This is a genomic window from Nocardia sp. NPDC004711, assembly GCF_053601595.1.
The window spans coordinates 325,190-340,778 of record NZ_JBSGCB010000001.1; the positions used below are offsets into that span (position 1 = coordinate 325,190).

The window sequence follows — 15,589 nt, forward strand, 5'->3', positions numbered from 1 at the left end:
ACCCGGTTCAGGATCGGGTTGGGCGCGAGTCGGGTCACGTCGAGTCCGCGCCCAACCCACCCCGCATGCCCCGCCGTACCGCTCTATCCCGGCGGGGCGCGGACAACTGAACAGCCCGCGCCCGCCGCCGCGAACGCTCTTTCCCGCGGCGGGCCGGGAACCAGACTTTCGAGCGCGACCCGGTCAGCGGGGCGGCGGCTTGCGGGGAGGCGAGCCGCGCCGGACCATCGGACGCGAGTGACGAGGAGAACCTTTCATGCCCATCGATTTGAGTGTCGCGCTCGGCGCGCAGATTCCCGCGCGCGAATTCAGCTGGTCCGCCAGTGATGTGCAGACCTACAACCTGGCGCTCGGCGCGGGCAACCGCTGGACCGACGCCGCCGAGCTGCGCTACGTCGACGATCGCGAGCCGCAGGTGCTGCCGTCCTTCGCGACCGTCGCGCCGTCCTTCCACGAGACCGAGCCGCCGAAGGTGAAGTTCGACGGCATCGACATCGATCTGGCGAAGGTCGTGCACGGCAGCCAGGAGATCATCGTGCACCGCCCGATCCCGGCCTCCGGCAAGGGCAGCATCTCCGGCCGCATCAGCGAGATCTGGGACAAGGGCTCCAATGCCGTCATCTGGCGTGAGGACACCGCCGTCGGCTCCGACGGCGAACCCCTCTGGACGTCGCGCTCCTCCATCTTCGCCAAGGGCGAGGGCGGCTTCGGCGGCGACCGCGGCCCCAGCGCGAAGACCGAACTTCCGGACCGGGCACCGGATTTCGAGGTGCTGACCCCCACTCTGCCGCAGCAGGCGCTGCTCTACCGCATGTGCGGCGACCGCAACCCGCTGCACTCGGACCCCGAATTCGCCCGCAACGCCGGCTTCCCCAACCCGATCCTGCACGGCCTGTGCACCTACGGCCTGGTCCTGAAGACCGCGACCGACACCGTCCTGGCCTCGGATGTGTCCCGCGTCAAGGGTTTCCGCGCCCGCTTCGCCGGCGTCATGTACCCCGGTGAGACCCTGCGCTCCCGAATCTGGCAGCAGGACGGGGAACTCGTCATCGCGGTCACCGTCGTCGAGCGCGACGACGCCCCCGTCCTCGCGGACGTGGTCCTCACCCACTCGTAACCCGAACAGAGCTTCGAGATCAGGGAGCTCTCACCGCGGGAAATCGGACAGATTTCCGCGGTGGGAGCTCCCTGATCTTGTTGGGCAGCCAGTGCGGAGACCGAGACCCGGTGGGTGACACGACAATCCGGCCATACGCCGCATATCGGATATCGAGATGGCTGCAAATCTTCAGCGCGACACCGGGATCGGCGACGGCGGAGTTGCTCAAAGCGGCCGAAATTCGATTGAACCTGACCCAAGACGCGCTGGAGGCGTAACGTCTTCAGGCATACGGTGAATATCTAGCTAACCAACTGAATATCTAGCTGACTACTACCGAAAGACATGGAGAAGGTGAACAAATGGCCGCCTGGCAAGTGTTCACGGCCACTCTCGCAACGCTCGTGATCATGGCTGTCACCATCATGAGCCTGCACCACCCCCATCACGATCCGGACCGACTCTCCGTAGAACGCATCCGCGATCGAATCAACAAGGAACGCAGCGTATTAGCGCTGGCAACTCCCGACACCTCCGCCTGGTCGCACCTCGCTCCGGATCACCCGCTGGGCGTCCAGGAAGCCCATCGCACCATGCAGCAGCACCGCCGCTGCCCGGTTGCGGAGTGCGCGCGCAAGGCCGCGGCATTCCGGGCGCTCATCGACGCCGGCCGCATCAAGCCGACCCGTATGCCCCCCGCCCTCCAGTAGTCGCCGCGGCGGCCGCCCCGCTCAGAGTCCGGACAGGTATCCGGGCGGGACGGCGGCCACCAGCCAGACCCCATTGGTGCTGACCCGGAATTCGTGCCCGTCGCGGTGCATCGCGCCGGCAGCCACGGTCAGTACCACGGGTCTGCCACGTCGTGCCCCGACCTTGACGGCGGTCTCGGTATCCGCCGACAGGTGAACGTCGTGGCGGCGCATGGGCTTCAACCCCTCGGCGCGAATTCCGGGCAGGGCCGCGGCAACGGTGCCGTGGTAGAGAACCGCGGGCGGTACGGTCGCCCGATACTCCAGGTCAACGTCGACACTGTGCCCCTGACTCGCGCGGATCCGGGTCCCCGTCGCATCGAATTCGAAGCGGCGCTTGTTGTTCCGCGCCACCACCTCGTCCAGTTCGGGACGCGAGAGCGCCCGCCCGTGCCGGCCCAGCGCCGCCAGCAGCGTGGCGACGTCCACCCACCCGGCCGGGTCCAGCTCGATACCGATGGCCTCGGGGGCGTGCCGTAGGTGCCTCGACAACCGTTTCGAGGTCTTGATCATCTGCTGTTCGTTCATGGCGCGAGTGAACCAGTCCCACAGCCGGATTCGAAGCGATTTCCGGCTCAGCCGCCGGGCGTGTTCTCGGCTCGGCCGACGGTCCGGTCGTCCGTCAGTCCGCGAACCAGCAAGGCGTACAACGCGATCACGGTGAACGGCGCCAGGATCGGCACCCAGCTGAGTCCGGTGGGCAGCACGGTCGCGGCCCCCGCAGCGACCGTGAACACCAGTGCGCCCGCCACCGACGGAACCGTCGTCGGCACCACGCCCACCGGAGCCGACACGGTCGCCGTGTTCAGCAGGTAGGTGGTCGCGACCAGCCCGATGCCGCCCGCCACCAGCGCCCCGGTCCCGACCCAGGCCAGCGCCACCATGGCCGCGAGCACGGCCAGCACCGCGCACACCCGCCAGCGCCAGCCGGCCACCGCCAGGATGATCACCGGTATCGCGGCCCACGGCAGCACGATGGCCACCGCGCCCGCCAGCAGCAGCCCGGACAGCACGGCGAGGAACTTGGTCATCGGCGAACCCTCACGGTGCGGCGGTGTTCGGGCAGCAGGCGCATGACCTGATCGAGGCGGGTGTCCTCGGGCCAGGGCACGATGTCGACGCCGACGGTACCCATATCGCGGTACATGGAGGTGCGTTCCAGCTGCCACATGCGCGCGAGGGTGGAGTCCAGGCCGTCGCCGAACGGCGTTCCGCGCAGTACGTCGACCACCACCACGACATGGCCGCGCTTGCGCAGATCGATGAGGGCCAGGGCGAATTGGGTGTCGAGCAGCGTGGAGAAGGCGACGATGACCGCCCCGATGGGCACCGCGGCGTGCGGCGCCAGCGTGCCCTCGGTGAGGATGTGCTCGTCGCCGACATCCAGCACGGCGTCCACGATGCGATAGAACTGGCGGCGGCCGATATCCGGTCGCAGCCAGCGTGGGGTGCGGCCCAGGCACACGACCGCCGTACGGTCGCCCGCCTGCAGCGCGGACTGGGCCACCTGGGCGGCGCCGCGCACCGACAGCTCCAGTGAGTCCGACGCGGGCCCGGGCGCCTGCATCGACGTGTCCACCAGCACAACCACATCCGCGGCCCGGTTGGTGAAGCGCTCGGTCACGAACAGCTGCCCGCGCCGCGCACTCACCGGCCAGTTCACGGTGCGCAGCTGATCCCCCGGCGTGTACGCGCGGATATCCGCGTACTCCACGCCCGGCCCGGCCCGCCGGGTGAGATGGGTGCCCATCCGCTCGGGAAGTTCGGTGCGCGGCAGGCGCATCCGCTGCGGATCGGTGATCGGATAGACGTACACCTCGCCCGCACGCAAGCGCACCGAGGCCACCGCCAGCCCGGCCGGGCTCAGCGCGGTCACCCGCATCGGCACCGGATATCGGCCCCAGCGCGGGGCCGACAGCGCCAGCCGCAGCCCGGCGGGCGCGGCGCCGGAGTCCACCGTCTCCTCGACGTGGATCTCCATGCTCTGCAAGGGTTCCGGATGCAGCCGCAGCAGCGCGTGCCCGCGTTCCACGAACGCCGCGGCGGTCAGCACCACCTCTTCGGTCTCGAAGCAGCGCAGCACCCCCGCCCCGTCCACCTGGATGCGAGTGCGGGACTGCTGCAGCGGCGCGGTGGCCAGCACCCCGAGCATGGGCGCGGCGAACACCACCAGCTGCCACTTGCCCAGTACCAGCGCCAGCACCAGGGCGGGCACGGACACCGCGGCGAGCATGAACACCAACGGTGCGGGCCGCCAGCGCAATTCGGCCTCGACCGCCGTACTCGTGTCGCGATGCTTCATACGCGCCTCAGGCCTGGGTGGCGCGTGGGACCGGCAGGCGGCGCAGCAGTTCGGAGATCACGTCCTCGCCGCGGATGCGGCGGACCCACATCTCGGGGCGCAGCGTGATGCGATGGGCCATGGCCGGCACGGCGAGCGCCTTCACGTCCTCGGGGACCACGTAGTCGCGGCCGTGCAGCAGGGCCCGGGCGCGGGCCATCTGCACCAGGTCGAGTTCGGCGCGGGGGCTCGCGCCGACCTCCACCTGCGGATGCCCGCGGGTGGCCGAGGCGAGGGAGACGACGTAGCCCACCACATCCGGGTGCACCGTCACGAACTCCACCGACTGCCGCATCTCCAGCAGGCCGTCGGCATCCACCACCTGCCCGATCTGGGCGGGTTGCGAGCCGCGTTCCAGACGGCGGCGGATCATGTTCATCTCGTCGGTCTCCGACAGGTAGCCCAGCCGCAGCTGCATGGCGAAGCGGTCGAGCTGGGCCTCGGGCAGCGGGTAGGTGCCCTCGTACTCGATCGGGTTGTCGGTGGCGAAGACGACGAAAGGCTGTGGCAGCGGGAAGGTTTCGCCGTCGATGGAGACCTGCCCCTCGGCCATGGCCTCCAGCAGGGCGGCCTGGGTCTTGGGCGGGGTGCGGTTGACCTCGTCGGCCAGCAGCATATTGGTGAAGACCGGGCCGCGCCGGAAACTGAAACGGCCCGAATGCATGTCGTAGATCGTCGACCCGATGAGGTCGGCGGGCAGCAGATCCGGGGTGAACTGCACGCGGGTGAAGTTCAGCCCGAGCGCGGTCGCAAAGGAGCGCGCGATGAGGGTCTTACCCAGTCCGGGCAGGTCCTCGATCAGGATGTGGCCCCCGGACAGCACCGCGACCATGATCAGCTGCAGTTCGTCCCGTTTGCCGACCACGACCCGGGATACTTCACGCAGCACCGCGTCGGTGCGCTTGATGGTCACGTCCATCGGTGATGTCATCGCATGTCTCGCATCTCATCTCACATGTTCTGCAGTCGGCGCAGGATTTCGTCCAGGGCCTCCCGGCCGGGAGCCTGATTGACCTGATCGCGCAGTGCCGAGTTCGCCGGGTCCACCCAGCGCCACAGCTCGGGCCCGAACTGCAGCTGTCCCGCCACTTCCAGCGCACGCCGGTTCTTGGCCATCCGGTGCCCGCTGGTCAGTTCGAATTCCTTGGCCAGCAGCGGCCGCAGGTGCCGATCCCAGTCGGCGCGCGAGCCCTCGGAGCGGTCCACCAGCATCTGGGCGCGGGCCTGCCAGCGGCGCAGCATCTCGACGGGGCCGTTGTCGATGTCGTTGTCTTCCGGTTCGGGCGGGGCGAGCCGGCGCGACCGCTCCACCAGCGACCACATCAGCAGTCCCAGCGCCGCGGCCACCGGAACGGCGGTGAGGGCGACCAGATGCTCGCGCTGATCGCCGAGGGCGAGTAGCTCGAACAGCAGGGCCAGCGCCACCGCGCCCACCACGATCGCGCTCCGATTCATCGCCGGACCCCCCTTCGGCCACTCGGGATCCGCACTGCCACACCGTCTTTCATGCCGCCTGCCCCTGTAGATCGGCCAGCACGATGCGCAGCAGCTGCTCGGCGCGCATCCGCTGCCACTCCAGCATGGAGTGCGGGCTGAACCGCGCCTCCTCGAACAGGGCCACCAGTTCCCGCGCCGACGCGTCGTGCAGGAAGCCGCGATCGAAGGCTCGCGCCAGCACCTCGGACGGGGTGTCGGAGGCCAGCGGGGCGACCTCCCGCGCCGTCGCCAGACCGCGTTCCATGGCGACGTAGCAGGCGATGATCGCGGTGCGCGGGTCCTGGCCCGGCGCGATCATGGCCGCCAGGCCCATCTCGGCGACCTTGGCCAGTGAGACCGCCTCGGTGGCCGTGGGCGGTGGCAGGGGCGTGCGCTCCAGCGAGGGCCGGCGGTTCGAGCCCACCGCCACCACGACCAGGCCGGTCATGGCGATCAGCACCAGCACGCCGGCGGTGATGCCGACCAGCAGCAGCGCGGTGCCGGTGAGGGTGGGCTCGGGGACCGCCTCCTCCGGCGGTGTCACGGTCTCCTGCGGCTGCGGGGCGGTCCCGGTGGCGGACACGCTCGGCGGCGTCCCCACCTGGGCCTGCCGCGCCGGTGTCACCAGGTACACCGACAGCACCGCGGTCACGATCAGCGCGATGGCCGCGATCCCGACCAGCAGCAGGAGCCCGAGCCGCCGCAGGCCCGGCACGCGCACCGCGGACTCGCGGTCGGGTTCTGGCATGGCGAGTGGGAGGCGATGCTGGCTGTTGATCACACCCGCCACCAGAATCACCATCGAGACCAGCAGCAGCACCGGCATCAAGGCCAGTGACACCGCCGACGACGGATGTGGCGCGGCGGGTCCTCCGGTTCCCGGAATGTACCCGCGCAGTGCGACGACAGCCAGCATCACGAGCCCGATCAATGCGATCGCGCGTGCTGCCACCGTCCCCACCCCAGTCACGAATACTCCTAACCAGAGTCCAGCGGAATCAGGCACATAGTTACATGCCGAGCGGTCCGTCAGGACCAAAATCGTGAAGCTGGAATCACATACCCGCCGCGCATAAATCCCCCACCTGCGCGGCATCCCGTGCCAGACCCGAAAACCCAGCTCATCCCGGTCGAGGCCGAGCCTGCCGCCGCAACCCCACTTATCACCATCCGTGCACGATCCGGGCAACCCGGCGCGCGGATCAAGATCGCGCGGCCATGCCAGAGGCCGGCCGGTCCCGCGAGGCAGGCGGGCCGCTCGGCCCTTCGGCACCTTCGAGGCCACGAGGACACCAGGCCGCCCGCGGCGGCGCAGCAGCCCGGCGACGCGAGGAGGCCACGTGCCGGGCGCGGCGATCGACGGTCTGGGACCCTAACGATCAGGCGGTGCGGCGGACGCGGGCGCGCAGGCGGGTCAGTGGCGAGGGCTGAGCCAGAGCGCTGGCCGGTTCGACGACCGCTTCCCGGACAGCCGGCGCCGGATAGACGGTGCCGGCGGGCGCGCCGACGCGGCCGGCCACGGTGCGCGGCTCGACCAGGCGGCCGAGGGCGCGGAAGTCCCAGCCCGCCGCCAGCCAGGGCTCGGGGTCGAGGGCATTGCGGGCGTCGATGATGACCCGGCCGCGGGCGACCGTGCGCAGGAAACCCGGATCCAGTTCCCGGAATTCGCGCCACTCGGTCAGGTGCAGGACCACATCCGCCTCGTGCAGGGCGGCCGCCGGGGTGGCGGCGAACACCAGCTGCGGGGCGACGGCGCGCGCCGGACTCGTTGCGGCAGGGTCGAATACGGTCACCTCGACCCCGGCCGCGTGCAGCTGCTGCGCGACATCGAGAGCGGGTGAATCGCGGACGTCGTCGGAGAGCGGCTTGAACGCCGCACCCAGCACCCCGACCCGGCCACGCGGCCGGTGGCCGCCCAGCAGCTCCAGGGTCTCCCGCACCACGCGCTCGCGGCGGCGCAGGTTGACCGCGTCGATGTCGCGCAGGAAGTCGACCGACTCCCCCGCACCGAGCTCGGTGGCGCGGGCGATCAGGGCGCGCACGTCCTTCGGCAGGCAGCCGCCGCCGTAGCCGAGGCCCGCGCCCAGGAACTTGCGGCCGATCCGGTCGTCATGGCCCAGCGCATCGGCCAGCAGGGTCACGTCCGCGCCGGTGAGATCGCACAGCTCGGCCATGGCGTTGATGAACGAGATCTTGGTCGCCAGAAAGGCATTCGCGGAGACCTTGATCAGCTCGGCGGTCGGCAGGTTGGTGATCACCACCGGCGAGCCCGCGGCAATGGGCGTGGCGTACACCTGCCGCAGCGCCCATTCCGCGTCCGGCGTGGTGACACCGAAGACCAGCCGGTTCGGGTGCAGCGTGTCGTAGACCGCGTGCCCCTCGCGCAGGAACTCCGGGTTCCAGGCCAGATCGACCGAAATCCCCTCCGGCGCAAGCTCGGCGATGCGCGCGGTGAGCGCCTCGGCGGTGCCCACCGGCACCGTGGACTTGCCGACGATCAGGCAGTTGCGGGTCAGGTGCGGCACCAGCCCGTCCAGCGCGGCGTAGAGCTGCGACAGGTCGGCGGCCCCGTTCACCCCGGGCGGCGTTCCGACACAAAGGAAGTGGACGTCGGCGAACTCGGCGGCCTCGACCAGCGAGGTGCCGAAACGCAGCCGCCCGCCCGCCACGTGCCCGGCCAGCAGTTCCGGCAGCCCGGGTTCGTGGAAGGGCACCCGCCCGGCGGACAGCGCGGCGGCCTTGGCCGGGTTGTTGTCCACCCCGAGCACGTCGAAGCCGAGTTCGGCCATGCCCGCGGCATGGGTGGCGCCCAGGTATCCGGTGCCGATGACGGAGATGCGGAGCATCAGGATGCCTCCTTGGTGGCCGGGAACTCGCCCCGCGTCGAATCGGACTGCAGAGTCGAATCCGCCTGCAGGCGTTCCGCGATCACCTCGCGGTAGTGACGAATGAGCAGATCGTTGACGGCCGTCCAGGACCGGTCGCGCACACTGCGCACCGCGTTCTGCGCGGTCTGCTCACGCAGTCGCGGGTCCTCGACCAGGCGGCGCACCAGTTCCGTCATCGCCTCGGCGTCGCCGGGTGGATAGAGGAAACCCGCGCCGGGCGTGACCACATCGATCGGGCCGCCCGACTTGGGCGCGACCACCGGCACACCGGAGGCCAGCGCCTCCTGCGCTGCCTGGCAATAGGTTTCGTGACGGCCGGTGTGCACGAACACATCCAGCGACGCGTAGGCCGCCGCGAGTTCCTCACCGTGCAGCACGCCGAGGAACTCCGCGTCCGGCAACAGCTTCCGCAGCCGCTTCTCCTCGGGGCCGCCGCCCACCACGACCAGCCGGACGCCCGGCAGCGGCCGCAGTGCGGCGAGCAGCTCGAGCTCCTTCTCCGGCGCCAGGCGCCCGATATAGCCGACCAGCGCTTCGCCATTGGGGGCCAGGCGCTTTCGCAGTTCCGCCGACCGCCGGAACGGGCCGAACTGCTGCAGGTCGACCCCGCGCGGCCAGCGGCCCAGTCCCGGAATGCCCATCAGTTCCAGCTGGCGCAGGCTGGCGGTGGAGGGCGCGAGGGTGCGGTTCACCCGCAGGTGGATGCGCCGGGTCAGCGCGGTCATGGCGCGGACGCCGCCGGGCAGGTCGTAGCGCAGCGCGAAACCCACCAGATCGGTCTGATAGATGGCGACGGTCGGAATCCCGAGCTCGTTCGCGACCTTGGCCGCCTGATAGCCGAGCGTCGCCGGCGAGGCGATATGCACGACATCGGGCCGGAATTCGCGCATGATCTTGCGCAGCCGGCGGCGGGTCTCCAGCCCGATCCGGAAATCCCGGTAGAAGGGCAGCCGGGCCCCGCGCACCACGTGCACGCGGAACCCGGCGTACTTGCCGGGGCCGGTCGGGGCCACCAGCGTGGCCTCGTGACCCTTGGCGGCCAGGTGATCCAGCACCCGGCGCACGGAGTTGGTGACGCCGTTGACCTGGGGAAGAAAGGACTCGGCGACGACCAGCACCCGCAGGCGGGCGCTTTTCCGGATATGGGGACTACTCGGTATGCTCGGGTTCCGCGGCGCGGAATCCCTTGCCTGCTCGCGGATTCGCATCGTTCCCCTCCGGTTCGGTGCTGCTCCTGACGCCACGGTAGGAAGCGGCCCGCAACGCCAGACCCCCTCCGCGTTGACGGCACGTGAACCGTGCACGTCGATCAAGTCGGCCAGTTCACCGGGGCTTCGCCGAACGGCTATCGAGACTCGAGGTTTGCCAATTCGCGCAGCTCCGCGAGCCGGCTCAGGGTGCGGTAGAGATCGGGGACGCGCTCGATCGCCACCCGCGAGCCGGTGCCGGCACCGCCCAGCTCCGCCAGCGGTACGTCGGCGAAGATCGACAGTTCCAGGTCGGCGTCGTAGAGCACGTCGACCAGATTCACGAAGCGCATCACCCAGTCCGGCGGGACCGTCCCCATCGGCGGCACCGCGCACACCACCCAGCGGTGGACCTCGCGGGTGAGCTCCAGGAAATCGGCCGCCGACACCGGGATACCGCACAGCTCCGTGAAATCGACGGTGAGCTCCCCGTTTTCCATCGCGCGGGCGTGCAACCGCCGATGCGCGACGGGCAGATCGACCGCGCCGATCACCGGGCAGGCCCCGACCACGTAGTGCCCGGCGGCGAAGCCGGTGCGCCGGCCCCCGAGCATGCGGTAGTCCTGCGGACCGTCCACCGCCACCACGTCCAGGTGCTCGAGGATCCGTTCGATGGTCGGCACGAACATGCCGTGCATGAGGGGGTTGGGCAGCAGGTCCTGCGGCGGATAGTTCGAAGTCACCACGAGGGTGATGCGCCGGGCGAACAGCGTGTCCAGCAGTCGTGTCACGAGCCGGGCATCGCCCGAGTCGTGCACATGGAATTCGTCGAAGCAGATCAGATCCGCGTCGCCGAGCAGCGCGTCCACCGAGGCGTCGATATTCCCGTACTCGTGGATTCCGGCATTCAACCGCGCGAAGAAGGCGTGAAAGTGGTAGCGCCGCTTGCGATTCGAGGGCACCGATGCGAAGAAGCGGTTCATGAGCATGGTCTTGCCCCGCCCCGGGCCGCCGTACAGGTACAGCCCGCGCGGCCGCCGCCATCTCCGGCCCACCCGCGCGGCAATGGCGGCCAGCTGCTCGGCGGCGTGACGCTGATCGGCATCGAGCACGATCTCCGGCGTTTCCATGGCACCTCCCGGTATCCTCTACTTCTGTAGAGCTTCCTCTATAGTTGTAGAGGATCACGGAGCCGCAGAGGAGCAAAGGTGACCACCTCCACACCCGACCGGCGCACCCTCATCGTGGACAGCGCCATCGATCTCATTGCCACCCAAGGACTCCGGGCGCTCACGCACCGCGCCCTGGACACCGCGCTGGAACTCCCCGCAGGATCGACGTCCTACTACTTCCGCACCAAACGAGCCCTCCTGGAGGGCATCGTGGACCGCATCACCATCCGCTCCCGCACCGAGTTCGCGGCCGGGCAAGCGGACCTGGCGGCGCCGACGGGAGCACCTGGAACCCGCACGGACAGCGCCCTGGACCGGCTGGCGGCAGGCATCGCGGGCTGGCTGGATCGCCTACTCGCGCAACGCCGCAACCATCTGATCGCCCGGCACGCCCTCATCATCGAACTGCTCGGCGATGCCGACATGCACGACAAACTCGCGAGCTCGCTCTTCTCGCACCGGCACGCCACCACCCTGTTCGAAACTCTCGGCGCATCCGACCCGGCCACTGCCGCAGCCGATTTCATCGCGGTCCTCGAGGGCCTGGTCTTCGACCGCTTCGCCGGCGCCCGCACCGGTCTCGCGCCGGGCACCGCGACAAGCGTGAATCAGCTGGCGGCCGTACTGGCCGCCCAATTCCGGGCCATCAGCTAGCGCGGTAGCGGATGTCCCAGATGCGCATGTTCGGCCACGGCGGCTGCTTGACCAGGGCCAAGGTGGCGAGGGTCGCGGCGATCAAGCCGGTGAGGACGCCGAGGGTCGCGATCCGGGAGCCGTCCACAGCCGGCTCCCACTTGACCTCACCGTCGCGGACGACGAATATGCCGAGCGGCCGCGACCCGCGCCAGCCGCTCACGGCTGCGACCGTAATGATCGTGGTCCCATCGGAGGTCTCGTGCGGTTCCCCGTACACCTGCGCGCTCCCTATCACCGGCAGCTCGTTCAGCCGTTCTCGTAAGGTCATCGCGATCCCTTTCCCCACAGATGAATTGCGCCCCAATCTACGCCGCCGCCGGTAACCGCCACTGAACCTTGCGCGGGCGCGAATACGATCGGCCTGTGGCTGTTTCCGCCGACCGGCTCTCGGATCAGCCGCACCGCTTGGCCTCGGAGGTGCTCTCGTCCAGCAACGAGTCCAGTGCCCGCGCGGTATCGGTGCCCGGCGCCGGGGTGTAGGCGATGAGGGCCCGTACCCCGGGATCGGCCGGAATATCCAGCAGTTCGTAATCCAGGTGCAGGTCGCCGACGAGCGGGTGGTGCACGACGTAGCGGCCGTATTGAAAGTCGCTGACCTCGTGCGTCTCCCAGTACTCCTGGAACTCGGGACTGCGTTCGTTCATGTCGCGCAACATGGCCCGCAGTTCCGGGTCGTCGGGCCGATGGCCGGCCTGCAGCCGCATATCCGCCGCGATGTGGCCCGCGACCAGCGCCACATCGGCCGTGATCGCCCGGATGTGCGGGTCGAAGAAGATCAGATGCATCCACGTGCGTTCGGATTCGGGCAGTTCCGCGAAATCGATGCCGAATACCGCCACCGCGGCGGCGTTCCACCCCAGGATGTCGGTGCGATGCCCGACGATATACGCGGGCGCGCGGGTCATGGAATCGAGCAATTGCTGCAGCCCGGGGCGCAGCGGTTCGCCCGCCCGGGAGAGCGAACGCGGTGGGCGCGCCAGATTGCGCAGGTGCCGCCGCTCGTCCTCGCTCAGCAGCAGCGCGGTGGCGATGGCATCGACGATCCCCTCCGAAACCGCCTCGGCCCGCCCCTGTTCCAGCCGCACGTAGTATTCGACACTCACCCCGGCCAGATGCGCGACCTCCTCGCGCCGCAACCCGGGCACCCGCCGCCGCCCCCACACCGGCAAGCCGATGTCCTCGGGCCGCAATCGCGACCGGCGCGACCGAAGAAACTCGCCCATTTCAGACTTGTCGGACACCAGGCCGATTCTATGGATACCAAGCGGTTCCATGTGAAAGGCCCGGACGATCTCGGCGATCATCCGGGCCTTCGCGACTCGCTCAGTTGGCGGTGAGCACCAGACCCGAGGTCGGTACGCCGGTGCCGGCGGTGACCACGATGTTCTCCAGGCCCTGGACCTGATTCACGGAGGTGCCGCGGATCTGGCGGACGCCCTCGGCGATGCCGTTCATGCCGTGGATGTAGGCCTCGCCGAGCTGGCCGCCGTGGGTGTTCAGCGGCAGGCGGCCGCCGATCTCGATGGCGCCGTCGGCGATGAAGTCCCTGGCCTCACCGCGGCCGCAGAAGCCGAGCTCCTCCAGCTGCATGAGAACGAAGGGGGTGAAGTGGTCGTAGAGGATGCCGGCCTGCATGTCCTCCGGCCGCAGCCCGCTCTGCGCCCACAGCTGGTCGCCGACCAGGCCCATTTCCGGCAGCCCGGTCATGGCGTCGCGGTAGTAGCTGGTCATGACGTACTGGTCGGCCCCGGAACCCTGTGCGGCACCGGCGATCAGCGCGGGCTTGTTGGGCAGATCCTTGGCCCGCTCGGCGCTGGTGACCACGATGGCCACACCGCCGTCGGTCTCCTGACAGCAGTCCAGCAGGTGCAGCGGCTCCGCGATCCAGCGCGAGGCCTGGTGCTCCTCCAGGGTGATGGGCTTGCCGTAGAAGTGCGCCGCCGGGTTCACGGCCGCGTGCTTGCGATCGGCGACGGCCACCCGGCCGAAATCCTCACTGCGCGCGCCATATACGTGCATGTAGCGGCGCGCCACCATGGCCACCTGCGCGGCCGGGGTGCCCAGGCCGTGGGTGTAGGAGAACGCGTTGTCCACGCCGGAGGAACTGGGGTTGCCGGTCGCGAGGTGAGTCGCGAACTGCCCGAAGCGGTTTCCGGAGCGCTCGTTGAACGCCCGGTAGGCCACCACGACATCCGCGACACCGGTCGCGACCGCCATCGCCGCCTGCTGCACGGTCGCGGCGGCCGCGCCACCGCCGAAGGGGATGTTGCTGAAGAACTTCAGGGACGGGATACCGGCGGCGCGCGCCACGGCGGCCTGGGTATTGGTGTCCATGGTGAAGGTCGTCAGGCCGTCCACATCGGCGGGCGTGAGTCCCGCGTCGGCCAGGGCGGCGGTGACGGCCTCGGCGGCCAGCCGCAGTTCGCTGCGGCCGGAGTCCTTGGAGAAGTCGGTCGCGCCGATGCCGACGATGGCGGCGCTACGGCTCAGCCCACTCACTGTGCCTCCTGCAGGGAGATGACGGCTTTCGCCGTGATGTGGTCGCCGAGCGAGTCCTTGCCGACCACGTCGATGGTGATGTCCGCGCCGTCCACGGCCGCCACGGTGCCGCTCAGGGTGAGGGTGTCACCCGCGTACAGCGGCACACCCAGCCGCAGCGCGATCGACTTGACGATGGCCCGCGGCCCCGCCCAGTCCGTCACGAACCGCTGCACCAGACCGGTGTCGGTGAGGATGTTGACGAAGATGTCCTTGGACCCGCGCTCGACCGCCTTGTCGCGGTCGTGGTGCACGTCCTGGAAGTCCCGGGTGGCCAGCGCCGTCGAGACGATGAACGTGGTGTCGGCGTGAATCACCAACTCCGGCAACACGGTTCCGACCTGCACGGCCGAGAGCTCGACTGTGGTCATTTCACGGCCTCCCAGTAGGGCACGGTGTTGTCGTCGTCGAGCTTCAGGAAGCCCACCTCGACCGGCAGGCCGACCTCGACCTCGCCCGGCTCGATGCCGCGCAGCTCGCCGAGCATGCGCACGCCCTCCTCCAGCTCGACCAGGGCGATCACGTACGGCAGCTGTCGTCCGGGCACCTTGGGCGCGTGGTGCACCACGAAGCTGAAGACGGTGCCGCGCCCCGAGGCGACCACATAGTCGGTCTGCTCCGAGTGGTCCTTCCACAGCGCCGGAACCGGCGGGTGCTGCAGCGAGCCGTCGGGCCGCTGCTGGATCCGCAGCTCACCGAGTTTGATTCCGTCCCAGAAGAACTCGGTGTCCTTGGACACGGTCGGCCGCACGCGCTTGGCCAGATCTTCCGCGGACACCTCGCCGGATTCCCTGGGAGCGGCCGTCTTTCCGGTGCCGGGCGCGAACTTCAGCATGCGGAACTTCATCTCGGTGACCAGCTCGTCACCCACGTACCAGTTGGTGAGGTAGGTGGTGAACCAGCCCTCGCCGAGCCCGGTCCGCTTGGGGCCCACGATGTCGCCGATGCTGGACCGCACCGTCACCTGCTCGCCGAGCTGCAGGTAGCGGTGGTAGACCTGCTCGCAGTTGGTGGCGACCACCGAGGTGAAGCCGGCCGCGTCGAACAGGTCGTTGGTGCGGGTCATCGGGTCGTCGTCGGCGCGGACGCCGCCCAGGCCCAGCATGGTCCACACCTGCGCCATGGCGGGCGGGGCCACGATGCCGGGGTGCCCGGCCGCCTTGGCGGCGGCCGCGTCCACGTAGATCGGGTTGGCGTCGCCGAGGGCCTCGACCCAGTTGTTGATCATGGGCTGGTTGATCGGATCGCGCCCGGCGCGCGCCGCGGACTCACCGTCCGCCTTGATCTTCTCCAGGCCCTCGCGGATCTCGTCGGCCGTGAAACTCTTCGTCACGCTCTCTCCTCTGCGATCTAGCGCGGAACCCGCGGCAGGCGCAGGCCCGTCTGGGCCATCGGGCACAGTGCGCATGATCTCGTCCGCCTGGGGTACGTCTTCTCCACGGT

Annotated in this window: 17 protein-coding genes; 3 read left to right on the forward strand and 14 right to left on the reverse strand. The window is 69.5% G+C overall.

The features are described from left to right. Positions 1–256: 256 nt before the first annotated feature. Together ACWEKS_RS01545 and ACWEKS_RS01550 are read left to right on the forward strand one after the other, a co-directional pair. Positions 257–1,117, forward strand: a complete 861-nt coding sequence (locus ACWEKS_RS01545) for a MaoC family dehydratase (protein WP_364606357.1) — start codon at positions 257–259, stop codon at positions 1,115–1,117. Positions 1,118–1,461: 344 nt separating this feature from the next. Then, positions 1,462–1,809 (forward strand): hypothetical protein, encoded by a 348-nt coding sequence (locus ACWEKS_RS01550; protein ID WP_379383201.1) that lies wholly within the window; start codon positions 1,462–1,464, stop codon positions 1,807–1,809. Positions 1,810–1,830: 21 nt separating this feature from the next. On the opposite strand, the gene ACWEKS_RS01555 is transcribed toward ACWEKS_RS01550, so the two are convergent. From ACWEKS_RS01555 to zapE, 9 genes are all read right to left on the reverse strand, one after another. Then, entirely contained in the window at positions 1,831–2,376 is a 546-nt protein-coding gene (locus ACWEKS_RS01555; protein WP_452338293.1) for an RNA 2'-phosphotransferase, read from the reverse strand. 47 nt (positions 2,377–2,423) lie between these two features. After that, positions 2,424–2,879 (reverse strand): hypothetical protein, encoded by a 456-nt coding sequence (locus ACWEKS_RS01560; RefSeq protein ID WP_452338294.1) that lies wholly within the window; start codon positions 2,877–2,879, stop codon positions 2,424–2,426. Then, positions 2,876–4,150, reverse strand: a complete 1,275-nt coding sequence (locus tag ACWEKS_RS01565) for a DUF58 domain-containing protein (protein WP_452338295.1) — start codon at positions 4,148–4,150, stop codon at positions 2,876–2,878. Before ACWEKS_RS01565 ends, ACWEKS_RS01560 begins: the two co-directional genes overlap by 4 nt. A 7-nt stretch (positions 4,151–4,157) precedes the next feature. Further along, positions 4,158–5,120, reverse strand: coding sequence for an AAA family ATPase (locus tag ACWEKS_RS01570; protein ID WP_354831310.1), 963 nt, complete (start codon positions 5,118–5,120; stop codon positions 4,158–4,160). A 20-nt stretch (positions 5,121–5,140) separates the two neighbouring features. Continuing rightward, complete coding sequence (locus ACWEKS_RS01575; protein WP_452338296.1) at positions 5,141–5,644, reverse strand: hypothetical protein; 504 nt, start codon at positions 5,642–5,644, stop codon at positions 5,141–5,143. Between the two features lie 49 nt (positions 5,645–5,693). Continuing rightward, positions 5,694–6,635 carry a DUF4129 domain-containing protein gene (locus ACWEKS_RS01580; protein ID WP_452338297.1) on the reverse strand — a complete coding sequence of 314 codons (942 nt, stop codon included), beginning with the start codon at positions 6,633–6,635 and terminating at the stop codon, positions 5,694–5,696. 409 nt (positions 6,636–7,044) lie between these two features. Then, a complete protein-coding gene (locus ACWEKS_RS01585; protein ID WP_452338298.1) occupies positions 7,045–8,511 on the reverse strand; it encodes a UDP-glucose dehydrogenase family protein in 1,467 nt (488 codons plus the stop codon). Continuing rightward, on the reverse strand, positions 8,511–9,677 hold the full coding sequence (locus ACWEKS_RS01590) for a glycosyltransferase family 4 protein (RefSeq protein WP_452338320.1): 1,167 nt from the start codon (positions 9,675–9,677) through the stop codon (positions 8,511–8,513). The genes ACWEKS_RS01585 and ACWEKS_RS01590 overlap by 1 nt, the downstream gene beginning before the upstream one ends. A gap of 221 nt (positions 9,678–9,898) precedes the next feature. Continuing rightward, the gene (gene zapE, locus ACWEKS_RS01595) at positions 9,899–10,870 is read right to left on the reverse strand and encodes a cell division protein ZapE (protein ID WP_452338299.1); all 972 of its coding nucleotides are present in this window, start codon (positions 10,868–10,870) and stop codon (positions 9,899–9,901) included. Between the two features lie 78 nt (positions 10,871–10,948). Between zapE and ACWEKS_RS01600 the strand changes: the two genes are divergently transcribed. Next, the gene (locus ACWEKS_RS01600) at positions 10,949–11,566 is read left to right on the forward strand and encodes a TetR/AcrR family transcriptional regulator (protein WP_452338300.1); all 618 of its coding nucleotides are present in this window, start codon (positions 10,949–10,951) and stop codon (positions 11,564–11,566) included. Here ACWEKS_RS01600 and ACWEKS_RS01605 read toward each other — a convergent pair. From ACWEKS_RS01605 to ACWEKS_RS01625, 5 genes are all read right to left on the reverse strand, one after another. Next, positions 11,559–11,876 carry a hypothetical protein gene (locus tag ACWEKS_RS01605; RefSeq protein WP_452338301.1) on the reverse strand — a complete coding sequence of 106 codons (318 nt, stop codon included), beginning with the start codon at positions 11,874–11,876 and terminating at the stop codon, positions 11,559–11,561. The genes ACWEKS_RS01600 and ACWEKS_RS01605 overlap by 8 nt on opposite strands. Positions 11,877–12,000: 124 nt before the next feature. Further along, the gene (locus tag ACWEKS_RS01610; RefSeq protein WP_452338302.1) at positions 12,001–12,912 is read right to left on the reverse strand and encodes a helix-turn-helix transcriptional regulator; all 912 of its coding nucleotides are present in this window, start codon (positions 12,910–12,912) and stop codon (positions 12,001–12,003) included. Between the two features lie 19 nt (positions 12,913–12,931). Then, positions 12,932–14,107 (reverse strand): lipid-transfer protein, encoded by a 1,176-nt coding sequence (locus ACWEKS_RS01615; RefSeq protein WP_364606402.1) that lies wholly within the window; start codon positions 14,105–14,107, stop codon positions 12,932–12,934. After that, positions 14,104–14,517 carry a MaoC family dehydratase gene (locus tag ACWEKS_RS01620; RefSeq protein WP_364606405.1) on the reverse strand — a complete coding sequence of 138 codons (414 nt, stop codon included), beginning with the start codon at positions 14,515–14,517 and terminating at the stop codon, positions 14,104–14,106. Before ACWEKS_RS01620 ends, ACWEKS_RS01615 begins: the two co-directional genes overlap by 4 nt. After that, complete coding sequence (locus tag ACWEKS_RS01625; protein WP_452338303.1) at positions 14,514–15,479, reverse strand: bifunctional MaoC family dehydratase N-terminal/OB-fold nucleic acid binding domain-containing protein; 966 nt, start codon at positions 15,477–15,479, stop codon at positions 14,514–14,516. The genes ACWEKS_RS01620 and ACWEKS_RS01625 overlap by 4 nt, the downstream gene beginning before the upstream one ends. Positions 15,480–15,589 lie beyond the last annotated feature (110 nt).